This is a genomic window from Streptomyces sp. NPDC088147 (assembly GCF_044741565.1).
GTDB lineage: Bacteria > Actinomycetota > Actinomycetes > Streptomycetales > Streptomycetaceae > Streptomyces.
This window is the reverse complement of sequence record NZ_JBIUSY010000002.1, coordinates 321,316-337,472: the sequence shown is the minus strand read 5'-3', so window position 1 is coordinate 337,472 and position 16,157 is coordinate 321,316. Positions and strand designations below refer to the sequence as shown.

The window sequence follows — 16,157 nt, the reverse complement described above, 5'->3', positions numbered from 1 at the left end:
GTACCGTAGGAAGCCGAGAGGCAGCACCAGGGGGCGGGCGTCCGTACGCGGGCGCCCGCCCTTTCTGCCCGCCTCTCCTGTGTCCTCCGCCCGTACGCCCCGTCTTGTCCGCCCCCTGGACAATGGATTGGACAAGCCGCCCCGGGACAGACGCATGATGAAGCGGGACATGTGCCCGGGACAGTCGCGAATGAAGGAGCCCCAGTGAAGGTCGGAATCGTCGGAGCCACCGGTCAGGTCGGCACAGTCATGCGCAGGGTCCTGGCCGAGCGGAGCTTCCCGGTCACCGAGCTGCGGCTCTTCGCGTCCGCGCGGTCCGCGGGGTCCGTCGTCGAGTGGCAGGGCACGGCGATCACGGTCGAGGACGCGTCCGGCGCCGACTACTCCGGGCTCGACATCGTGCTCTTCTCCGCCGGCGGCGCCACCTCGAAGGCGCTCGCGGAGAAGGTCGCCGGCCAGGGCGCCGTCGTGATCGACAACTCCTCCGCCTGGCGGCGTGACCCCGAGGTCCCGCTGGTCGTCTCCGAGGTCAACCCGCACGCGATCAAGAACCGGCCCAAGGGCATCATCGCGAACCCGAACTGCACCACGATGGCCGCCATGCCCGTGCTGCGCCCGCTGCACGCCGAGGCCGGGCTGACGGCGCTGGTCGCCACCACTTACCAGGCCGTGTCCGGCTCCGGCCTCTCCGGTGTGGCCGAGCTGCACGGCCAGGCGCAGAAGGTCATCGCCGAGGCCGACCGGCTCACCCACGACGGCGGGGCCGTCGACTTCCCCGAGCCCGGCGTCTACCAGCGCCCCATCGCCTTCAACGTGCTCCCGCTCGCGGGCTCCGTCGTGGACGACGGCTCCTTCGAGACCGACGAGGAGCAGAAGCTCCGCAACGAGTCCCGCAAGATCCTGGAGATCCCGGAGCTGAAGGTCTCCGGGACCTGTGTCCGGGTGCCGGTCTTCACCGGCCACTCCCTCCAGGTCAACGCCCGCTTCACCCGCCCGATCAGCGTGGAGCGCGCCTATGAGCTGCTGAAGGACGCGCCGGGGGTGGAGCTGTCCGAGATCCCCACGCCCCTCCAGGCGGCCGGCAAGGACGCCTCGTACGTGGGCAGGATCCGGAACGACGAGACCGCGGAGAACGGTCTGGCGCTGTTCCTCTCCAACGACAATCTGCGCAAGGGCGCGGCGCTCAACGCCGTCCAGATCGCGGAGCTGGTCGCGGCCGAGCTCAAGGGCTGAGCGGTCCGCTCACCCCAGCGGTACAGGCGGGGCGGGATGCCCCGCGGACGAGCCGTGCCGCCCGTACGAGCCGTACGGGCGGCACAGGCGGTACAGGCGGTACGGGGATCCCGCCGTGCCGGATCCGGCGCCGGGGACGGCGCGGCGCCGCTCAGCCGGTGCGGCGATCAGGCGGTGGTCAGGCGGTCAGGGTCAGGCGCGGCGAACCTCGAAATGGAAGCAGCCGAACTCCACCGCGCGCACATGCACCAGCGCGACCTCGGGATCGGCGAAAGCCTCGTCGAACGCGTCGTCGAATGCCGTGTCGACCGCCGTGCCGGCTGCCGTGCCGACCCCCGCGGCGGCGTTCTCCGGAAGCTCCAGAAGCCGGCCACCGAGGATCCGGCCCTCGGCGCTGTAGCGCCGCACGGTGCGCAGCGCGCCGGGCCTGGCATACGGATAGCCCCCGTCGGCCGGTCCCCCGCACTCCTCGGCGTGGATGAAGACCGGCCCCTGTTCGTCGTACGCGCCCGGCTGGGCCCAGCTCTCGGCGGCCCAGCGGCGCAGCGGGGCGTACGAGACGAGCAGCAGCCTCTCCCCGCTCCGGCTCGGCCGCAGACAGCAGCGCAGCGGCGCGCCGCCCTCCTCGTCGGTGAACGGGGCACGGGTGTGGCCCGAGTCGTCGGTGTCGCGCAGTTCCTTGAGCGCGGCGGGGGTGATGGGGCGTGCGAGATGGTTCGTCATGGGTTCAGCGTCGCGTGGCCACCCGCCCGTGACCGGCGGTTTCCGGACCTCGCGCTGACCTGCCGCGCACGCCGGTTTACTGCCGGGCGTCGAGCCCCGTCCGCGTGGAAGGATGGGCCCAAACGTCACGAACCGAGGAGATGACCCGGGTGCCTGGCACAAATCTGACCCGCGAAGAGGCGCAGCTGCGCGCACGCCTCCTCACCGTGGACTCGTACGAGATCGATCTCGATCTCAGCGGCGCACAGGAGGGCGGCACCTACCGGTCCGTGACCACGGTGCGCTTCCGGAGCGCGGAGGCCGGGGCGGAGACCTTCATCGATCTGGTGGCGCCCGCGGTGCACGAGGTCGTGCTGAACGGCACATCCCTGGACGTCGCCGCCGTCTTCCGGGACTCGCGGATCGCGCTGACGCATCTGCACGAGGGCCCCAACGAGCTGACGGTCGTCGCGGACTGCGCCTACACCAACACCGGCGAGGGGCTGCACCGCTTCGTCGACCCGGTCGACGAGCAGGCGTATCTGTACACGCAGTTCGAGGTGCCGGACGCGCGGCGGGTGTTCGCCTCGTTCGAGCAGCCCGACCTGAAGGCGACCTTCCAGTTCACCGTGAAGGCGCCCGAGGGCTGGACCGTCGTCTCCAACTCGCCGACGCCGGAGCCCAGGGACCACACCTGGGTCTTCGAGCCGACGCCGCGCATCTCGTCGTACATCACCGCGCTGATCGTCGGTCCGTACCACTCGGTGCACAGCTCGTACGAGAAGGACGGGCAGTCCGTGCCGCTGGGCATCTACTGCCGGCCCTCGCTCGCCGAGTATCTGGACTCGGACGCGATCTTCGAGGTCACCCGGCAGGGCTTCGACTGGTTCCAGGAGAAGTTCGCCTACGACTACCCCTTCGCCAAGTACGACCAGCTGTTCGTGCCGGAGTTCAACGCGGGCGCGATGGAGAACGCGGGCGCGGTGACGATCCGCGACCAGTACGTCTTCCGCTCGAAGGTGACGGACGCGGCGTACGAGACGCGGGCCGAGACGATCCTGCACGAGCTGGCGCACATGTGGTTCGGCGATCTGGTCACCATGGAGTGGTGGAACGATCTGTGGCTGAACGAGTCGTTCGCCACGTACACCTCGATCGCCTGCCAGGCGTACGCGCCGGGTTCGAGGTGGCCGCACTCCTGGACCACGTTCGCCAACTCCATGAAGACCTGGGCCTACCGGCAGGATCAGCTGCCCTCCACGCACCCGATCATGGCGGACATCCGCGATCTGGACGATGTGCTGGTCAACTTCGACGGCATCACGTACGCCAAGGGCGCGTCCGTGCTGAAGCAGCTGGTCGCGTACGTCGGCCAGGACGAGTTCTTCAGCGGCGTGCAGGCGTACTTCAAGGCGCACGCGTTCGGGAACACCCGGCTGTCCGATCTGCTGGGCGCGCTGGAGGAGACGTCCGGGCGCGATCTGAAGACCTGGTCGACGGCGTGGCTGGAGACGGCCGGCATCAATGTCCTGCGCCCGGAGATCGAGCTGGACGCCTCGGGCCGGGTGACCTCGCTCGCCGTACGGCAGGAGGCGCCGGCGCTGCCGGCCGGGGCCAAGGGCGAGCCTGTGCTGCGCCCGCACCGGATCGCGATCGGCTGCTACGACCTGGACGGGAACGGCAAGCTGGTCCGTACGAGCCGGATCGAGCTGGACGTGGAGGGCGAGCGCACGGAGGTGCCGTTCCCGGCGGACACGCCGCGCCCGGCCGTCATCCTGCTCAACGACGACGACCTGTCGTACGCGAAGGTCCGCCTCGACGAGGAGTCGCTGCGGGTCGTCACCGAGCACCTCGGCGACTTCCAGGAGTCGCTGCCGCGCGCGCTGTGCTGGGCGTCGGCCTGGGACATGACCCGCGACGGCGAGCTGGCCACGCGCGACTATCTGGAGCTGGTGCTCTCGGGCATCACGAAGGAGTCGGACATCGGGGTGGTGCAGTCGCTGCACCGCCAGGTGAAGCTGGCGCTCGACCTGTACGCGGCGCCCGCGTGGCGCGAGGCGGGACTGACCCGGTGGACGGACGCCACGCTGGCGCATCTGCGGGCGGCCGAGCCGGGCAGCGACCACCAGCTGGCGTGGGCACGCGCGTTCGCGGCGACGGCGCGTACGCCGCACCAGCTCGACCTGTTGCAGGGCCTGCTCGACGGTACGGAGACGATCGAGGGCCTGGCCGTCGACACCGAGCTGCGCTGGGCGTTCGTCCAGCGGCTCGCGGCGGTGGGGCTGCACGACGAGGAGGAGATCTCGGCGGAGTACGACCGCGACCGTACGGCGGCGGGCGAACGCCACGCCGCCGCGGCCCGTTCGGCGCGTCCGCTGGCCGAGGCGAAGGCGGAGGCATGGGCGTCGGTGGTGGAGAGCGACAAGCTGCCGAACGCCCTCCAGGAGGCGGTGATCAGCGGGTTCGTCCAGACCGACCAGCGTGAGCTGCTGGCCCCGTACGCGGAGAAGTTCTTCGCGGTGGTCGGAGAGGTCTGGGAGTCGCGCTCGCACGAGATGGCCCAGCAGATCGCGGTCGGTCTGTACCCGGCGCTCCAGGTCTCCCGCGCCACGCTGGACGCGACGGACGCCTGGCTCGCCTCGGCGGGCCCGAACGCGGCGCTGCACCGGCTGGTCTCGGAGTCGAGGTCGGGCGTCGAGCGCGCGCTGAAGGCGCAGGAGGCGGACGCGGCGGCGGCCGTCGCGTAGCCGAGCGGGTCCGGAGGCGGGCGGGGCCGGGGCGGGCTTGCGGGGCCGTTCCCCGGCCCCGCCCGGCTCCGGCTCCGTCTCCGGCCGCTTCCGTCGGACGCCGGCCGATCGGCCGGTCACGCCACGCACAGAAGCGCCGTCCGGCACACGAGGTGCCGGACGACGCCCAGGAAGTCCCGGTGGGTCAGGCCTGCTTGCGCGACTTGTCGAGCACCATCACCAGACCGGCGATGATGCCGAAGATCACCAGCGGCGCGACCACGAACAGGCCGAGGGTCTCGCCCACACTCAGGCCGGGACCCGGGTCGTCGCCGTCGTCACGGGTCAGCGCGAGCGCCGGGGACGACATGAGCAGCATCATCAGCGTCGTACCGGTCGCCAGGGCGCCGGCGCGCAGAGCGTTCTTCTTGTCCACGGTGCAAACGTAGCGAACCCGTCCGCGGGCCGCGCGCCCGGGGTGCCGTAGGGCCTGTCTTCAAAGGAACGCCGTCCGCCCGGAGGGCGGGCCCGGCGGCGTCCGGTGCGTGCGATCGCACGGCGGAGGGTCGCCCCCGTACTGGACGTACTGGGGTGATCCCGACAATGCCGCGAGCGTGCGTGCCGGGCGTCGCCGGGCAGCCGGGACTTCGACGACAGGGCCTACGTCTCAGTGGTCGCGCAGGGTCTCCATCAGTCCGTGCAGCCGGGGCGAGGCGGCCAGTTCCTCCAGGCTCATCGGGCGGCCCTCGGCATCGGCCACCGGCAGCCGCCAGTTCGGGTACTGGTTCCAGGTGCCCGGCAGGTTCTGCGGCCGGCGGTCACCGACCGCGTCCGGCAGCCAGACGCCGATCATCCGCGCCGGTGTGAGCGTCAGGAAGCGGTAGAAGGCACGGATCTCCTCCTCCTCGTCCCCGTCGCCCCCGGGCAGGAGTCCCAGGCGCGCGAGCGCGCCCAGCCACTCCGCGATCTCCGCCTGCTCCTCCGACCGCTCCTGCTCCAGCGGGCGGGTGAGCAGACCGAGCCGGTGGCGCAGCTCCGCGTACTCGCCGGTGAGCCGGGCCGCCGTGGGCGGCAGATCGTGGGTGGTGACCGTGGCCACACAGCCCTCGCGCCAGCTCTCGGGCGGCAGCGGCCGTCCCGTACCGTCCCAGTCGCGCTCGAACCAGAGCACGGATGTGCCGAGCACCCCGCGCCGCTGGAGCGCCTCGCGTACGCCGGGCTCGACCGTGCCCAGGTCCTCCCCTATGACGACGGCGCCCGCGCGGTGCGCCTCCAGGGCGAGGACCGCGAGCATCGCCTCCGCGTCGTAACGGACATACGTTCCCCGGGTGGGGTCCTGCCCCTGGGGCACCCACCAGAGCCGGAACAGCCCCATCACATGGTCGATCCGCAAGGCCCCCGCGTGCCGCAGCAGGCCCTGGAGCAGCCCGCGGAACGGGGCGTACCCGGACGCGGCCAGCACATCGGGGCGCCACGGCGGCAGGCCCCAGTCCTGGCCGAGCGCGTTGAAGGCGTCCGGCGGCGCGCCGATCGAGATGCCCGCGGCGAAGGCGTCCTGCTGGGCCCAGGCGTCGGCGCCGCCCGGGTGCACCCCGACGGCGAGGTCGTGGACGATCCCGACGGACATCCCGGCGTCCCGTGCCGCCTGGGACGCCGCCGCCAGCTGCTCGTCCGTCAGCCAGGCCAGCCGGCAGTGGTAGTCGATCCGGTCGAGCAGCTCCCGGCGGGCCGCGGCCGTCTCGGCGGAACGCGGATCCCGCAGCGCCTCCGGCCAGTCGTGCCACTCCGGGCCGTGCACCTCGGCGAGGGCGTACCAGGTGGCGTGGTCCTCCAGGGCGCGGCCCTGCGCGGCCAGGAAGTCCCAGTAGGCGGCGCGCCGCCCGGGGCCGAGCGGGACCGTGTCCAGGATGTCCAGGGCCGCGCGCTTGAGCGCCCACACGGCGTCGCGGTCGATCAGCGCGCCCGCGTCCGGGGTCTTGTCGAGGACGGACTCCCGCAGGGCCGCGGCCCGTTCCCCCAGCGCGTCGAGGCGCGCGCGGTCGGATCCCCGCACATACGCGTACTCCGGGACGTCCTCGATCCGCAGATGCACCGGGTCCGGGAAGCGGCGCGAGGAGGGGCGGTACGGGGAGGGGTCGGTCGGATCGCCCGGTACGGCGGCGTGCAGCGGGTTGATCTGGACGAATCCGGCCCCCAGGGTCCGGCCCGACCAGCCGGCCAGCTCGGCAAGGTCGCCCAGGTCGCCCATGCCCCAGGAGCGGGCGGAGAGCAGGGAGTAGAGCTGCACCAGGAAGCCGTGGGTACGGGCGGGCGGGCGCGGCACCAGGGCGGGGGCGACGATCAGCACCACCCAGGCCGTACGCCCGTCGGGTGCCTCGACGGCCAGCCGGTGCACCCCGAGCGGCAGCTCCGCCCAGGCGGCGGGCTCCGCGGGGGCGGAGTGCGGCAGCTCCACCGACTCGCCCTCCTCCGTCTCCACCCGGAGCACCGAGCCCGGCGGAAGCGCGGTCAGGGCGGGCGGCAGCTCGGGCGGCGGCGGGGCGGCGGCATGAAGGGGGCTCGCGGGCTCTCCGGGGGCGTCCGGGGCATCCGGAGCGCTCGGGGCGTCGTCCCGGGTGGTCCACAGCACCAGCGTCGCGGGCAGCAGCCGTCTCGCCTCGGCGGACTCGGCGTCCCCGAGCGCGTCGTCCACCGCTTCGGGCGTGGACGCGTCGACGCCCAGCGCGGCGAGCACCGAGACCACGGTGTCGTCGGGGACCGGGACGGTGACGCCCGGGGAAGGTGAGTACGCGGTGGCGACACCGTGCAGCTCGGCGAGCCTGGCCAGACCCATACGCACTCCGTTCGGAAGGTCAGACTCCGGGGTACTCCGTGCCACCCGCCGTGCCGGGAGCGGTCGGCTCGCTGGTCAGCGGGGCGACGCCGGCGAGCGGGGGCTCGCTGGTGAGGGGTGCCGCGTCGGCGAGCGGGGGCTCGCTGGTCAGGGGTCCCGCACCGACGCCGCCGAGCGGGGGCTCGCTGGTCAGCGGGGCGGGCTCCGCCTGTTTGGAGAGGGCGGAGAGCAGAAGCTGTGCGGATGCGGCCATGACGGCGCCTCCAAGGAACAGGGAACAGGTCACAGCAGCCCTACCCAGCGGGCGGAGCCGCAGACGTGTACGCCCTGTAAACGTGTGTCGAGTCACGATCCGTTCCCCGTGCGGCAGTTGAAGGTCCTGCCTATCACAAACGGGCATTTGCGACACAACGGCCACGCGCATTGACACCTTCACCACGGGGTGGTGGGCTCGGTGCCGCTCGACGGCTCGCTTGTCGGGACTCCGGCGGGACGTGGGCGGTGCCAAGAAGCGAAACCAGTGAGCATGAGGGGACGAGGCATGCAGCTCGGGCGCAGGAAGCGGACCGCGACCGCTGTCACGGTCGCCGTGATCGGCGGACTCCTCGGCACCGCGCCGAGCGCGCTCGCCGCCCCTCAGGACCCCCGGTCGCCCACGGCCACCACCCCGGACCGCGAGGCCGGGACGGCGGTGCCCGCGGTCTGGCCACGGCCCCAGACGATCAGGGCGGCCGGGAGCGCGGTCACGCTCGGGGACGAGGTGACCGTCGTCGCCGGCGCGGAAGCCGACACCTACGCCGTACAGGCACTGGCGGATCTCCTGCGCGCGGCCGGCGTCCGTACCGTCCGCGTCACCGCGCCCGCCGGGCCCTCCGGAGAGCCGCCCGCCGGGCGCGGGCCCGTGGTGCTCGCCGGGGGCAGCGGCGCGCGGAACGCGTTGCGCGCCCTCCGCGCACCCGAACGCGCCGACCTTCCGTCCGGCGGCTACCGGATCGCCGTGGGCACCGTCGCGGGCCGCGGGACGGTCGCTCTGGACGGCGTCGGCGAGGACGGCCTCTTCCACGCGGCGCAGACCCTGCGCCAGTTGATCGTGCGCCGGACGGCGGACCGGCCGGCCGTGCCCGGCGTGGTCGTGCGCGACTGGCCCGGCACCGCCTTACGCGGCACGACGGAAGGGTTCTACGGGCGGCCCTGGGACCACGGGCAGCGGCTGGCGCAGCTCGACTTCATGGGGCGCACCAAGCAGAACCGGTACCTCTACGCGCCGGGCGACGACCCGTACCGCCAGGCGCGCTGGCGTGATCCCTATCCGGCGGCGCAGCGCGCGGAGTTCCGCGAGCTGGCGGAGCGCGCCCGGCGCAACCACGTGACGCTCGCCTGGGCCGTCTCCCCCGCCCAGTCGATGTGCATGACCTCGGACACGGACCTCAAGGCGCTCATCCGCAAGATCGACGCGATGTGGGCGCTGGGCGTGCGCGCGTTCCAGCTCCAGTTCCAGGACGTCAGCTACAGCGAGTGGCACTGCGGCCAGGACGCGGAGACCTTCGGCTCGGGGCCGGGCGCCGCGGCCGCGGCCCAGACCCGGGTCGCGAACGCGGTGGCCGGGCATCTGGCGGACCGGTACGGCGGCGCGGAACCGCTCACGGTCATGCCGACCGAGTACTACCAGGACGGCGCCACGGACTACCGCACGGCGCTCGCCGACGCGCTCGACGCGCGGGTGCGGGTGGCGTGGACGGGCGTCGGGGTCGTGCCGCGCACCATCACGGGCCGCGAACTGATGGGCGCGCGTGCCGCGTTCAGGCACCCGCTGGTCACCATGGACAACTACCCGGTCAACGACTACGAACAGGGCCGGCTCTTCCTCGGCCCGTACACCGGCAGGCAACCCGCCGTGGCGAGCGGCTCCGTCGGGCTGCTCGCCAACGCGATGGAGCAGGCGTCGGCGTCCCGTATCCCGCTGTTCACGGCGGCCGACTACGCCTGGAACCCGCGCGGCTACCAACCGCAGGAGTCCTGGCGTGCCGCGATCGACGATCTCGCGGGCGAGGACGAGGAAGCCCGCGAGGCGCTGGGCGTGCTCGCGGGCAATGACGCCTCGTCGATCCTCAGCCCGTCGGAGTCGGCGTATCTGAAGCCGCTGCTGGACGCGTTCTGGCGGTCCCGTACGGCCACGGACGCGACGGCCGGGACCGCCGCGGCGAGCAGGCTGAGGGCCGCGTTCTCGGCGATGCGCGAGGCCCCGCGGCGCCTCTCGGGGACCGCGGACGGCCGGCTGGACGACGAGGTGCGGCCCTGGCTCGACCAGCTCGCGCGGTACGGCACCGCGGGCGAACTGGCCGTCGACATGCTCCGGGCCCAGGACCGCGGCGACGGCGCGGCGGCGTGGCGGGCCTCGGTGGCCCTGGAGCCACTGCGCGAGGCCGCGGAGGCGAGCCGCGTGACGGTCGGCGAGGGCGTGCTGGGGCCGTTCCTGGAGCGGGCGGCCAAGGAGTCGTCGGCCTGGACGGGAGCGGACCGCGCGGCGGGACGCACCGAGGCGACAGGCGGTACGGGCGGAGGCGTCGCCCAGGACTCGCGGACCTACACCGTCGAGCTGGGGCGGGCCAGGCCCCTGGAGGCGGTCAACACGATGGCCGAGCCCGGCACGGGCGCCGGAGCGACCGTCGAGGCCCGGATCCCCGGCCAGGGCTGGCGCGCCCTGGGGCCGCTCTCGACGAGCGGCTGGACCGAGTCGGACGCGAAGGGGCTGAAGGGGCAGCGGGTCGACGCGGTACGGATCGCCTGGTCCGGTGCGGGCGCCGGGCCCGGAGGACCCGGCGGCTCCACGCCGTCCATACGGCATGTCGTGCCCTGGTTCGCCGACGAACCGCGGGCCAGCCTCGACCTGCCGCGCGGCGAGGCGAACGCCCAGATCGGCGGGGAGCCGAAGACGGTCGAGGCGCGTGTCGCCGCGCAGCGCCCCGGCGAGGTGCGCGGCGCGCTCACGGCGAAGCCGCCTTCCGGCATTCGGGTGACGGTGCCCGAGGAGACGACGGTTCCGCGCGGCTCCCGCAGGAAGATCCCCGTCCAGGTGAGTGTCCCCGCGGGCACCCCGGCCGGTACGTACGAGGTGCCGCTCGCCTTCGCCGGCGAGGAGCGCACGCTCACGGTGCGCGCCTCCCCCGTCACCGGCGGCCCGGATCTGGCGCGTACGGGCACGGCCTCGTCGTCCGGGGACGAGACCCCCGACTTCCCGGCCGCCGCCGCGGCCGACGGCGATCCGGCCAGCCGCTGGTCCTCCCCCGTGGAGGACGGCGCCTGGTGGCAGGTGGAACTGGCACGGCCGGCCAGGGTGGGCCAGGTGGTGCTGCACTGGCAGGAGGCGTACGCGACCCGCTACCGGATCCAGGTCTCGGCGGACGGGCGCACGTGGCGGACGGCGGCGGTGGTGACGGACGGCGGGGGCGGGCGGGAGGCGCTCGGGATGGACGCGAGGGACGCGCGGTTCGTGCGGGTGCAGGGGGAGGGACGGGCGACGCGGTTCGGGTACTCGCTGTTCGCGGTGGAGGTCTACGCGGTGGCGCCTCCCGGCTAGGGATCGTGGGTGCGGTGCGCCGTCCGGCGGGGGTGCGGGGTGGTGCGGTACGCCGTTGTGGTGCCGGGGGCCGCCAACCCGCCGCACGGCTGGAGGTCGGGGGTGGGGTGCCGATTCGTTCCGGGTGCTGTCTTTCCGGCGGCGAGTGAGCCGAAGGGCGCGCCGCTGTCGAAAGGGAGAGCGCGCGGAGGTTCCCGAGGTACGAGGGAATCGAGCACGGTCGACCGTCGACAGGGGCTCAAAGCGCCCGGAGGCGAACCGAGCCCTCAAAAAAGAGGCCGCGCGGCGGTGCGGAAACGTCCGCGCTCACGTCTGTCTTGTGCGGGCTGCCCCGCCTCCCGCGCCCCGGGGGACGGGGCAGCCCTAAGAAACCCTGGGCGCGTCGATGCGGGCCACCGCGTCCTCCGCGCCGTACGGCTGGAGGTAGGGCATCCAGCGTGGGTCGCGGTGGCCCGTGCCGATGATGCGCCAGGCCAGGCCCGACGGCGGGGCGGGCTGGTGGTTGAGGCGCCAGCCCAGTTCCCGCAGGTGGCGGTCCGCCTTGACGTGGTTGCAGCGGCGGCAGGCCGCCACCACGTTGTCCCACCGGTGCTGTCCGCCGCGGCTGCGCGGGATGACGTGGTCGACGCTGGTTGCGACGCCACCGCAGTACATACAGCGACCGCCGTCACGGGCGAAGAGCGCGCGGCGGGTCAGCGGAACGGGCCCCCGGTAGGGGACCCGCACGAAACGCTTCAGCCGTACGACGCTGGGAGCCGGGATGACGCGGGTTTCGCTGTGCATGAAGGCGCCGGATTCCTCGAGGCAGAGTGCCTTGTTCTCCAGGACGAGGACGAGCGCGCGGCGGAGCGGTACGACGCCGAGCGGCTCGTACGACGCGTTGAGGACCAGGACATGCGGCACGGATGCCTCCTTGTACGCCGGCGGCACGTGGCTCGCGCCGGGACGATCTGTTCTCAGTCTCTCCTCATGCCTGGTCGAAACGCCACCACGTGCAGGTAACGGGCCATGAGTGTTTTCGACCACAAGACGGCCCCCGCCCCGCGCACAGGCCCGCGCGGGGCGGCTGGGCGGGCCGTGGGCGGCATACGTGAGGCGCGTCTCTCCGGCCGCCGGAGCACCGGTCGGGCCGGACTGCCCCGTTAGTGTGGTGGGACCGCCCCGGCAACACCTGGAGGTTTCCGCCGTGTCCTGGTCCGCCCCGTTGGCCGCCGGCCCGTCGTCCGACTCCGTCACGCTCGACGAGGCCGCGGACCGCGCCAACAACGCCGCGAGCTGGGTGCAGGAGAACTGGGCCACCTGGCTGGGCACCGGGCTGCGGATCGTGCTGATCCTGGTCATCGCGCTCGTGCTGCGTCATGTGATCCGCCGGGCGCTGACCAAGCTGATAGACCGCATGAACCGCAGCGTGCAGGCGGTGGAGGGCAGCGCGCTCGGCGGGCTGCTGGTGAACGCGGAGCGGCGCCGGCAGCGTTCCGAGGCGATCGGGTCGGTGCTCCGTTCCGTCACGTCGTTCCTGATCCTGGGCACGGCGGCGCTGATGATGCTGGGCGCGCTCAACATCAATCTGGCCCCGCTGCTTGCCTCGGCGGGCGTCGCGGGCGTGGCGCTGGGGTTCGGTGCGCGCAATCTTGTGACGGACTTCCTGTCGGGGGTCTTCATGATCCTTGAGGACCAGTACGGCGTCGGGGACACCATCGACGCGGGGGTGGCGTCCGGCGAGGTGATCGAGGTCGGTCTGCGGGTCACCAAGCTGCGGGGCGACAACGGCGAGATCTGGTACGTGCGCAACGGCGAGGTGAAGCGGATCGGCAACCTCAGCCAGGGCTGGGCGACGGCGGGTGTCGATGTGATGGTGCGGCCGACGGAGGACCTGGAGAACGTCCGTACGGTCATCGCGGGGGTCGCGGAGAAGATGGCCAAGGACGACCCGTGGAACGAGCGGCTGTGGGGCCCGGTCGAGGTGCTGGGGCTGGACGCCGTCCTGCTGGACTCGATGACGGTGCGGCTCTCGGCGAAGACGATGCCGGGCCAGGCGCTGGGGGTGGAGCGCGAGCTGCGCTGGCGGATCAAGCGCGCGTTCGACGAGGCGGGCATCCAGATCGTCGGCGGCCTTCTCCCGGCGGCGGAGACTCCTGCCGCGACGGCGGACCCCGCCGCGGGGGTCTCCGCCCCCTCGGCGCTGGCGAGCCCGACGTCCCCGCAGTCCCTGGCGGCGGCCCCGATCACGCCGCCCGCGAACCTCGCGAAGTAGCGCCTTTCCCCTCCGCCCCCGCAGGTAACGCTTTGGTTGCCGCGGGGGTGTCTTGTGCCGGAGAGTATTGACGCCTTCGTGGCGTCCGGCCTACTTTCCTCCCACCCGATAGGAAACTTTCCTAACAGTATCGGGAGTGAGCAGGGGAAGGGCAGGTGTCGAGTCCGTGACCGATGTGACCGGATCACCCACTCCATCGCCGGGGACACCCCGTGTGCTGCGGGCCATGAACGACCGGGCCGCGCTCGATCTGCTGCTGGCCCACGGCCCGCTCTCGCGGACCCGGATAGGCAAGCTCACCGGCCTCTCGAAGCCGACCGCCTCCCAGCTGCTCGCCCGTCTCGAAGCGGCCGGTCTGGTCGTCGCCACCGGGACCACCGAGGGGCGGCCGGGGCCCAACGCCCAGCTGTACGCGGTCAACGCGCGCGCCGCGTACGCCGCCGGGCTCGATGTGAGCCCGCGGCGGATCCTGGCCGCCGTCGCCGATATCACCGGAACGACCGTCGGGGAGTTCGAACTGCCCACCCCGGGGCGCCGCGCCGACAGTGTCGTCCGTCAGGTCACGGACGCACTGGAGGGGGCCGTGAAGGCCGCCGGTCTCGCCGTGGCCGACGTGCGCCGGGTGGTGATCGGTACGCCCGGCGCGTTCGATCCGTCCACCGGCCGGCTGCGCTACGCGTCCCATCTGCCCGGCTGGCACTCCACCACGCTCCTCGACGAGCTGGCCGCGGCCCTGCCGATGCCCGTCGAGTACGAGAACGACGTGAACCTCGCGGCCGTCGCCGAGCAGCGCCTCGGAGTGGCCCGCGGCGACGAGGACTTCGTCCTGCTGTGGAACGAGGACGGCCTCGGCGCCGCCCTGTTCATCGGCGGGCGGCTGCACCGCGGCTTCACCGGCGGCGCCGGCGAGGTCGGCTTCCTGCCGGTCCCCGGCACCCCGCTGGTACGCCAGGTGGTCCGGGCGAACAGCGGTGGTTTCCAGGAGCTCGCGGGCGCCCAGTCCGTGCCGCGGCTCGCGAAGTCCCTCGGCATCGACACCCCGGAGACGCCGTACGCCGAGGTCGCGGCCGGGCTGCTGACCCGGGCCGCCGCCGGGCACGAACGGGACGACCGGCTGGCCGAGCTGCTGCGGCTGTACGCCCAGCGGCTCGCCACCGGTCTCGCCTCGGTGACCGCCGTACTCGACCCCGAGCTGATCGTCCTCGCGGGCGGGGTGACCGCCGCCGGCGGTGAGCCGCTGCGCGCCCTCGTCCAGGCGGAGCTGGCCGAACTGGCCGCGTCCCGCCCCCGGCTCCTCATCGGTGGGGTCCAGCACCGTCCCGTCCTGCGGGGCGCGCTGGAGAGCGCCTTGTCGACCACGCGCGACGAGGTCTTCGACACCGCCCGCTGAACGCCAACCGCCGAAGATCGCCCGTCCGTCCCCTTCCGCCGCCCCCCGCACCCCCCGTATCTCCCTTACCGACCCCCGTACCCACCACCGGGAGTACCGCCATGCTCAGAAACCGTCGTCTCGCCGTCTCCGCCGTCGCGGTGGCCGCGATATCCGTTCTCGCCACCTCGTGTACCGGGCAGTCCGGCGCCGACGCGTCCGACGATCCGAACGCCAAGACCTCCATCACCTTCTGGCACGGCTGGAGCGCGCCCGCCGAGGTGAAGGCCATCCAGGCGAACATCGACCGGTTCGAGAAGGCCCATCCGAACATCACGGTGAACGTCGTCGGCAACATCAATGACGACAAGCTCAACCAGGCGCTGCGCGCGGGCGGTTCCAAGGGGCCGGATGTGGTGTCCTCCTTCACCACCTCGAACGTCGGCAAGTTCTGCTCGTCGGGCGCCTTCGCCGACCTGGACCCGTTCATCCAGAAGTCCGGGCTGGACCTGGAGAAGACGTTCCCCAAGGTGCTGCTGGAGTACACGCAGTTCGAGGGCAAGCGCTGCGCGCTGCCGCTGCTCAGCGACGCGTACGGGCTCTACTACAACAAGGACGCCTTCGAGAAGGCCGGGATCGCCTCCCCGCCGAAGACGATGTCGGAGCTGGCCGCCGTCGCCAAGAAGCTGACGAAGCCCAAGGGCGACAGCTACGAGCAGGTCGGTCTGATGCCGACCTACCACGGCTACGAGACGGTCGTCGACCACTACATGTCGAGCTGGGACCACGCGTACTTCGACAAGGACGGCAAGTCCAACATCGCGAAGGACCCGGCCTTCGCCAAGATGTTCACGTACCAGAAGAAGCTGGTCGAGGACCTCGGCGGCTACGGCAAGCTGGAGAAGTTCCGCTCCACGTTCGGTGACGAGTGGGGCGCCAAGCACCCGTTCCACACCGGCCAGGTCGCCATGCAGCTGGACGGCGAGTGGCGGCTCGGCATGGCCGAGGACGCCAAGGTGCCGTTCGAGATCGGTGTCGCGCCGATGCCGGTGGCGGACGACGAGGCGGACAGCTACGGCAAGGGCTTCCTCTCCGGCACGATCATGGGGATCGCGCCGCAGAGCAAGAAGCAGAACGCCGCGTGGGAGCTGGTGAAGTACATGACGACCGACACCGAGGCGGTCGTCCAGTTCGCCAACGGCATCCGCAATGTGCCCTCGACGCTGGAGGCGCTGAAGTCCCCGGGCCTGAAGTTCGACCCGCGCTTCAAGACCTTCCTCGACATCGCGCAGCACCCGAAGTCCAACACCCCGCCGGCCGCCATCAACGGCTCGACGTACCAGCAGACGCTTCAGGACTTCGGGTACCAGTACGAGCAGGGCAAGGTGAAGGATCTTCAGGCGGGTCTGGAGAAGACCGCCCAGCAGATCGACCGTGACATCGAGCAGGCCAAGTAGCGGGCC

General features: G+C 72.5%; 11 protein-coding genes. 6 read left to right on the top strand and 5 right to left on the bottom strand.

Features of this window, described 5'->3' with window-relative positions; all coding sequences use genetic code 11:
* The first annotated feature begins 204 nt into the window (after nucleotides 1–204).
* Nucleotides 205–1,233 carry an aspartate-semialdehyde dehydrogenase gene (locus ACIOGX_RS06810; protein WP_356508343.1) on the top strand — a complete coding sequence of 343 codons (1,029 nt, stop codon included), beginning with the start codon at nucleotides 205–207 and terminating at the stop codon, nucleotides 1,231–1,233.
* Nucleotides 1,234–1,425: 192 nt separating this feature from the next.
* Here ACIOGX_RS06810 and ACIOGX_RS06805 read toward each other — a convergent pair whose 3' ends face one another.
* Nucleotides 1,426–1,956, bottom strand: coding sequence for a DUF1203 domain-containing protein (locus tag ACIOGX_RS06805; RefSeq protein ID WP_401910927.1), 531 nt, complete (start codon nucleotides 1,954–1,956; stop codon nucleotides 1,426–1,428).
* Between the two features lie 149 nt (nucleotides 1,957–2,105).
* On the opposite strand from ACIOGX_RS06805, the gene pepN reads away from it, so the two are divergent.
* The gene (gene pepN / locus ACIOGX_RS06800; protein ID WP_401765165.1) at nucleotides 2,106–4,682 is read left to right on the top strand and encodes an aminopeptidase N; all 2,577 of its coding nucleotides are present in this window, start codon (nucleotides 2,106–2,108) and stop codon (nucleotides 4,680–4,682) included.
* Between the two features lie 184 nt (nucleotides 4,683–4,866).
* Here pepN and ACIOGX_RS06795 read toward each other — a convergent pair whose 3' ends face one another.
* The 3 genes from ACIOGX_RS06795 to ACIOGX_RS06785 form a co-directional block, all read right to left on the bottom strand.
* Nucleotides 4,867–5,097: a hypothetical protein gene (locus ACIOGX_RS06795; protein ID WP_129771144.1), complete on the bottom strand. Its 231-nt coding sequence runs from the start codon at nucleotides 5,095–5,097 to the stop codon at nucleotides 4,867–4,869.
* A gap of 231 nt (nucleotides 5,098–5,328) precedes the next feature.
* On the bottom strand, nucleotides 5,329–7,494 hold the full coding sequence (gene malQ / locus ACIOGX_RS06790; protein WP_401765161.1) for a 4-alpha-glucanotransferase: 2,166 nt from the start codon (nucleotides 7,492–7,494) through the stop codon (nucleotides 5,329–5,331).
* A 19-nt stretch (nucleotides 7,495–7,513) separates the two neighbouring features.
* Nucleotides 7,514–7,747, bottom strand: coding sequence for a hypothetical protein (locus tag ACIOGX_RS06785; protein WP_356508351.1), 234 nt, complete (start codon nucleotides 7,745–7,747; stop codon nucleotides 7,514–7,516).
* A 288-nt stretch (nucleotides 7,748–8,035) separates the two neighbouring features.
* Between ACIOGX_RS06785 and ACIOGX_RS06780 the strand changes: the two genes are divergently transcribed.
* Complete coding sequence (locus tag ACIOGX_RS06780; protein WP_401910923.1) at nucleotides 8,036–11,071, top strand: beta-N-acetylglucosaminidase domain-containing protein; 3,036 nt, start codon at nucleotides 8,036–8,038, stop codon at nucleotides 11,069–11,071.
* A 363-nt stretch (nucleotides 11,072–11,434) separates the two neighbouring features.
* Here ACIOGX_RS06780 and ACIOGX_RS06775 read toward each other — a convergent pair whose 3' ends face one another.
* Entirely contained in the window at nucleotides 11,435–11,974 is a 540-nt protein-coding gene (locus ACIOGX_RS06775; RefSeq protein ID WP_356508355.1) for an HNH endonuclease, read from the bottom strand.
* A gap of 283 nt (nucleotides 11,975–12,257) precedes the next feature.
* On the opposite strand from ACIOGX_RS06775, the gene ACIOGX_RS06770 reads away from it, so the two are divergent.
* The 3 genes from ACIOGX_RS06770 to ACIOGX_RS06760 all read left to right on the top strand — a co-directional run bounded on the left by ACIOGX_RS06770 (nucleotide 12,258) and on the right by ACIOGX_RS06760 (nucleotide 16,151).
* Nucleotides 12,258–13,325: a mechanosensitive ion channel family protein gene (locus ACIOGX_RS06770; RefSeq protein WP_356508357.1), complete on the top strand. Its 1,068-nt coding sequence runs from the start codon at nucleotides 12,258–12,260 to the stop codon at nucleotides 13,323–13,325.
* Nucleotides 13,326–13,551: 226 nt separating this feature from the next.
* Nucleotides 13,552–14,715: an ROK family protein gene (locus ACIOGX_RS06765; protein ID WP_383960010.1), complete on the top strand. Its 1,164-nt coding sequence runs from the start codon at nucleotides 13,552–13,554 to the stop codon at nucleotides 14,713–14,715.
* A 101-nt stretch (nucleotides 14,716–14,816) separates the two neighbouring features.
* Nucleotides 14,817–16,151 carry an ABC transporter substrate-binding protein gene (locus tag ACIOGX_RS06760; RefSeq protein ID WP_401910919.1) on the top strand — a complete coding sequence of 445 codons (1,335 nt, stop codon included), beginning with the start codon at nucleotides 14,817–14,819 and terminating at the stop codon, nucleotides 16,149–16,151.
* The last annotated feature ends 6 nt before the right edge of the window (nucleotides 16,152–16,157 follow it).

Bases quoted from the DNA above. Each gene is read 5' to 3' on its own strand.
- ACIOGX_RS06760 (WP_401910919.1), top strand. From the start codon at position 14,817: ATGCTCAGAAACCGTCGTCTCGCCGTCTCCGCCGTCGCGGTGGCCGCG.
- ACIOGX_RS06785 (WP_356508351.1), bottom strand. From the start codon at position 7,747: ATGGCCGCATCCGCACAGCTTCTGCTCTCCGCCCTCTCCAAACAGGCG.
- malQ (WP_401765161.1), bottom strand. From the start codon at position 7,494: ATGGGTCTGGCCAGGCTCGCCGAGCTGCACGGTGTCGCCACCGCGTAC.
- ACIOGX_RS06805 (WP_401910927.1), bottom strand. From the start codon at position 1,956: ATGACGAACCATCTCGCACGCCCCATCACCCCCGCCGCGCTCAAGGAA.
- ACIOGX_RS06780 (WP_401910923.1), top strand. From the start codon at position 8,036: ATGCAGCTCGGGCGCAGGAAGCGGACCGCGACCGCTGTCACGGTCGCC.
- ACIOGX_RS06765 (WP_383960010.1), top strand. From the start codon at position 13,552: ATGAACGACCGGGCCGCGCTCGATCTGCTGCTGGCCCACGGCCCGCTC.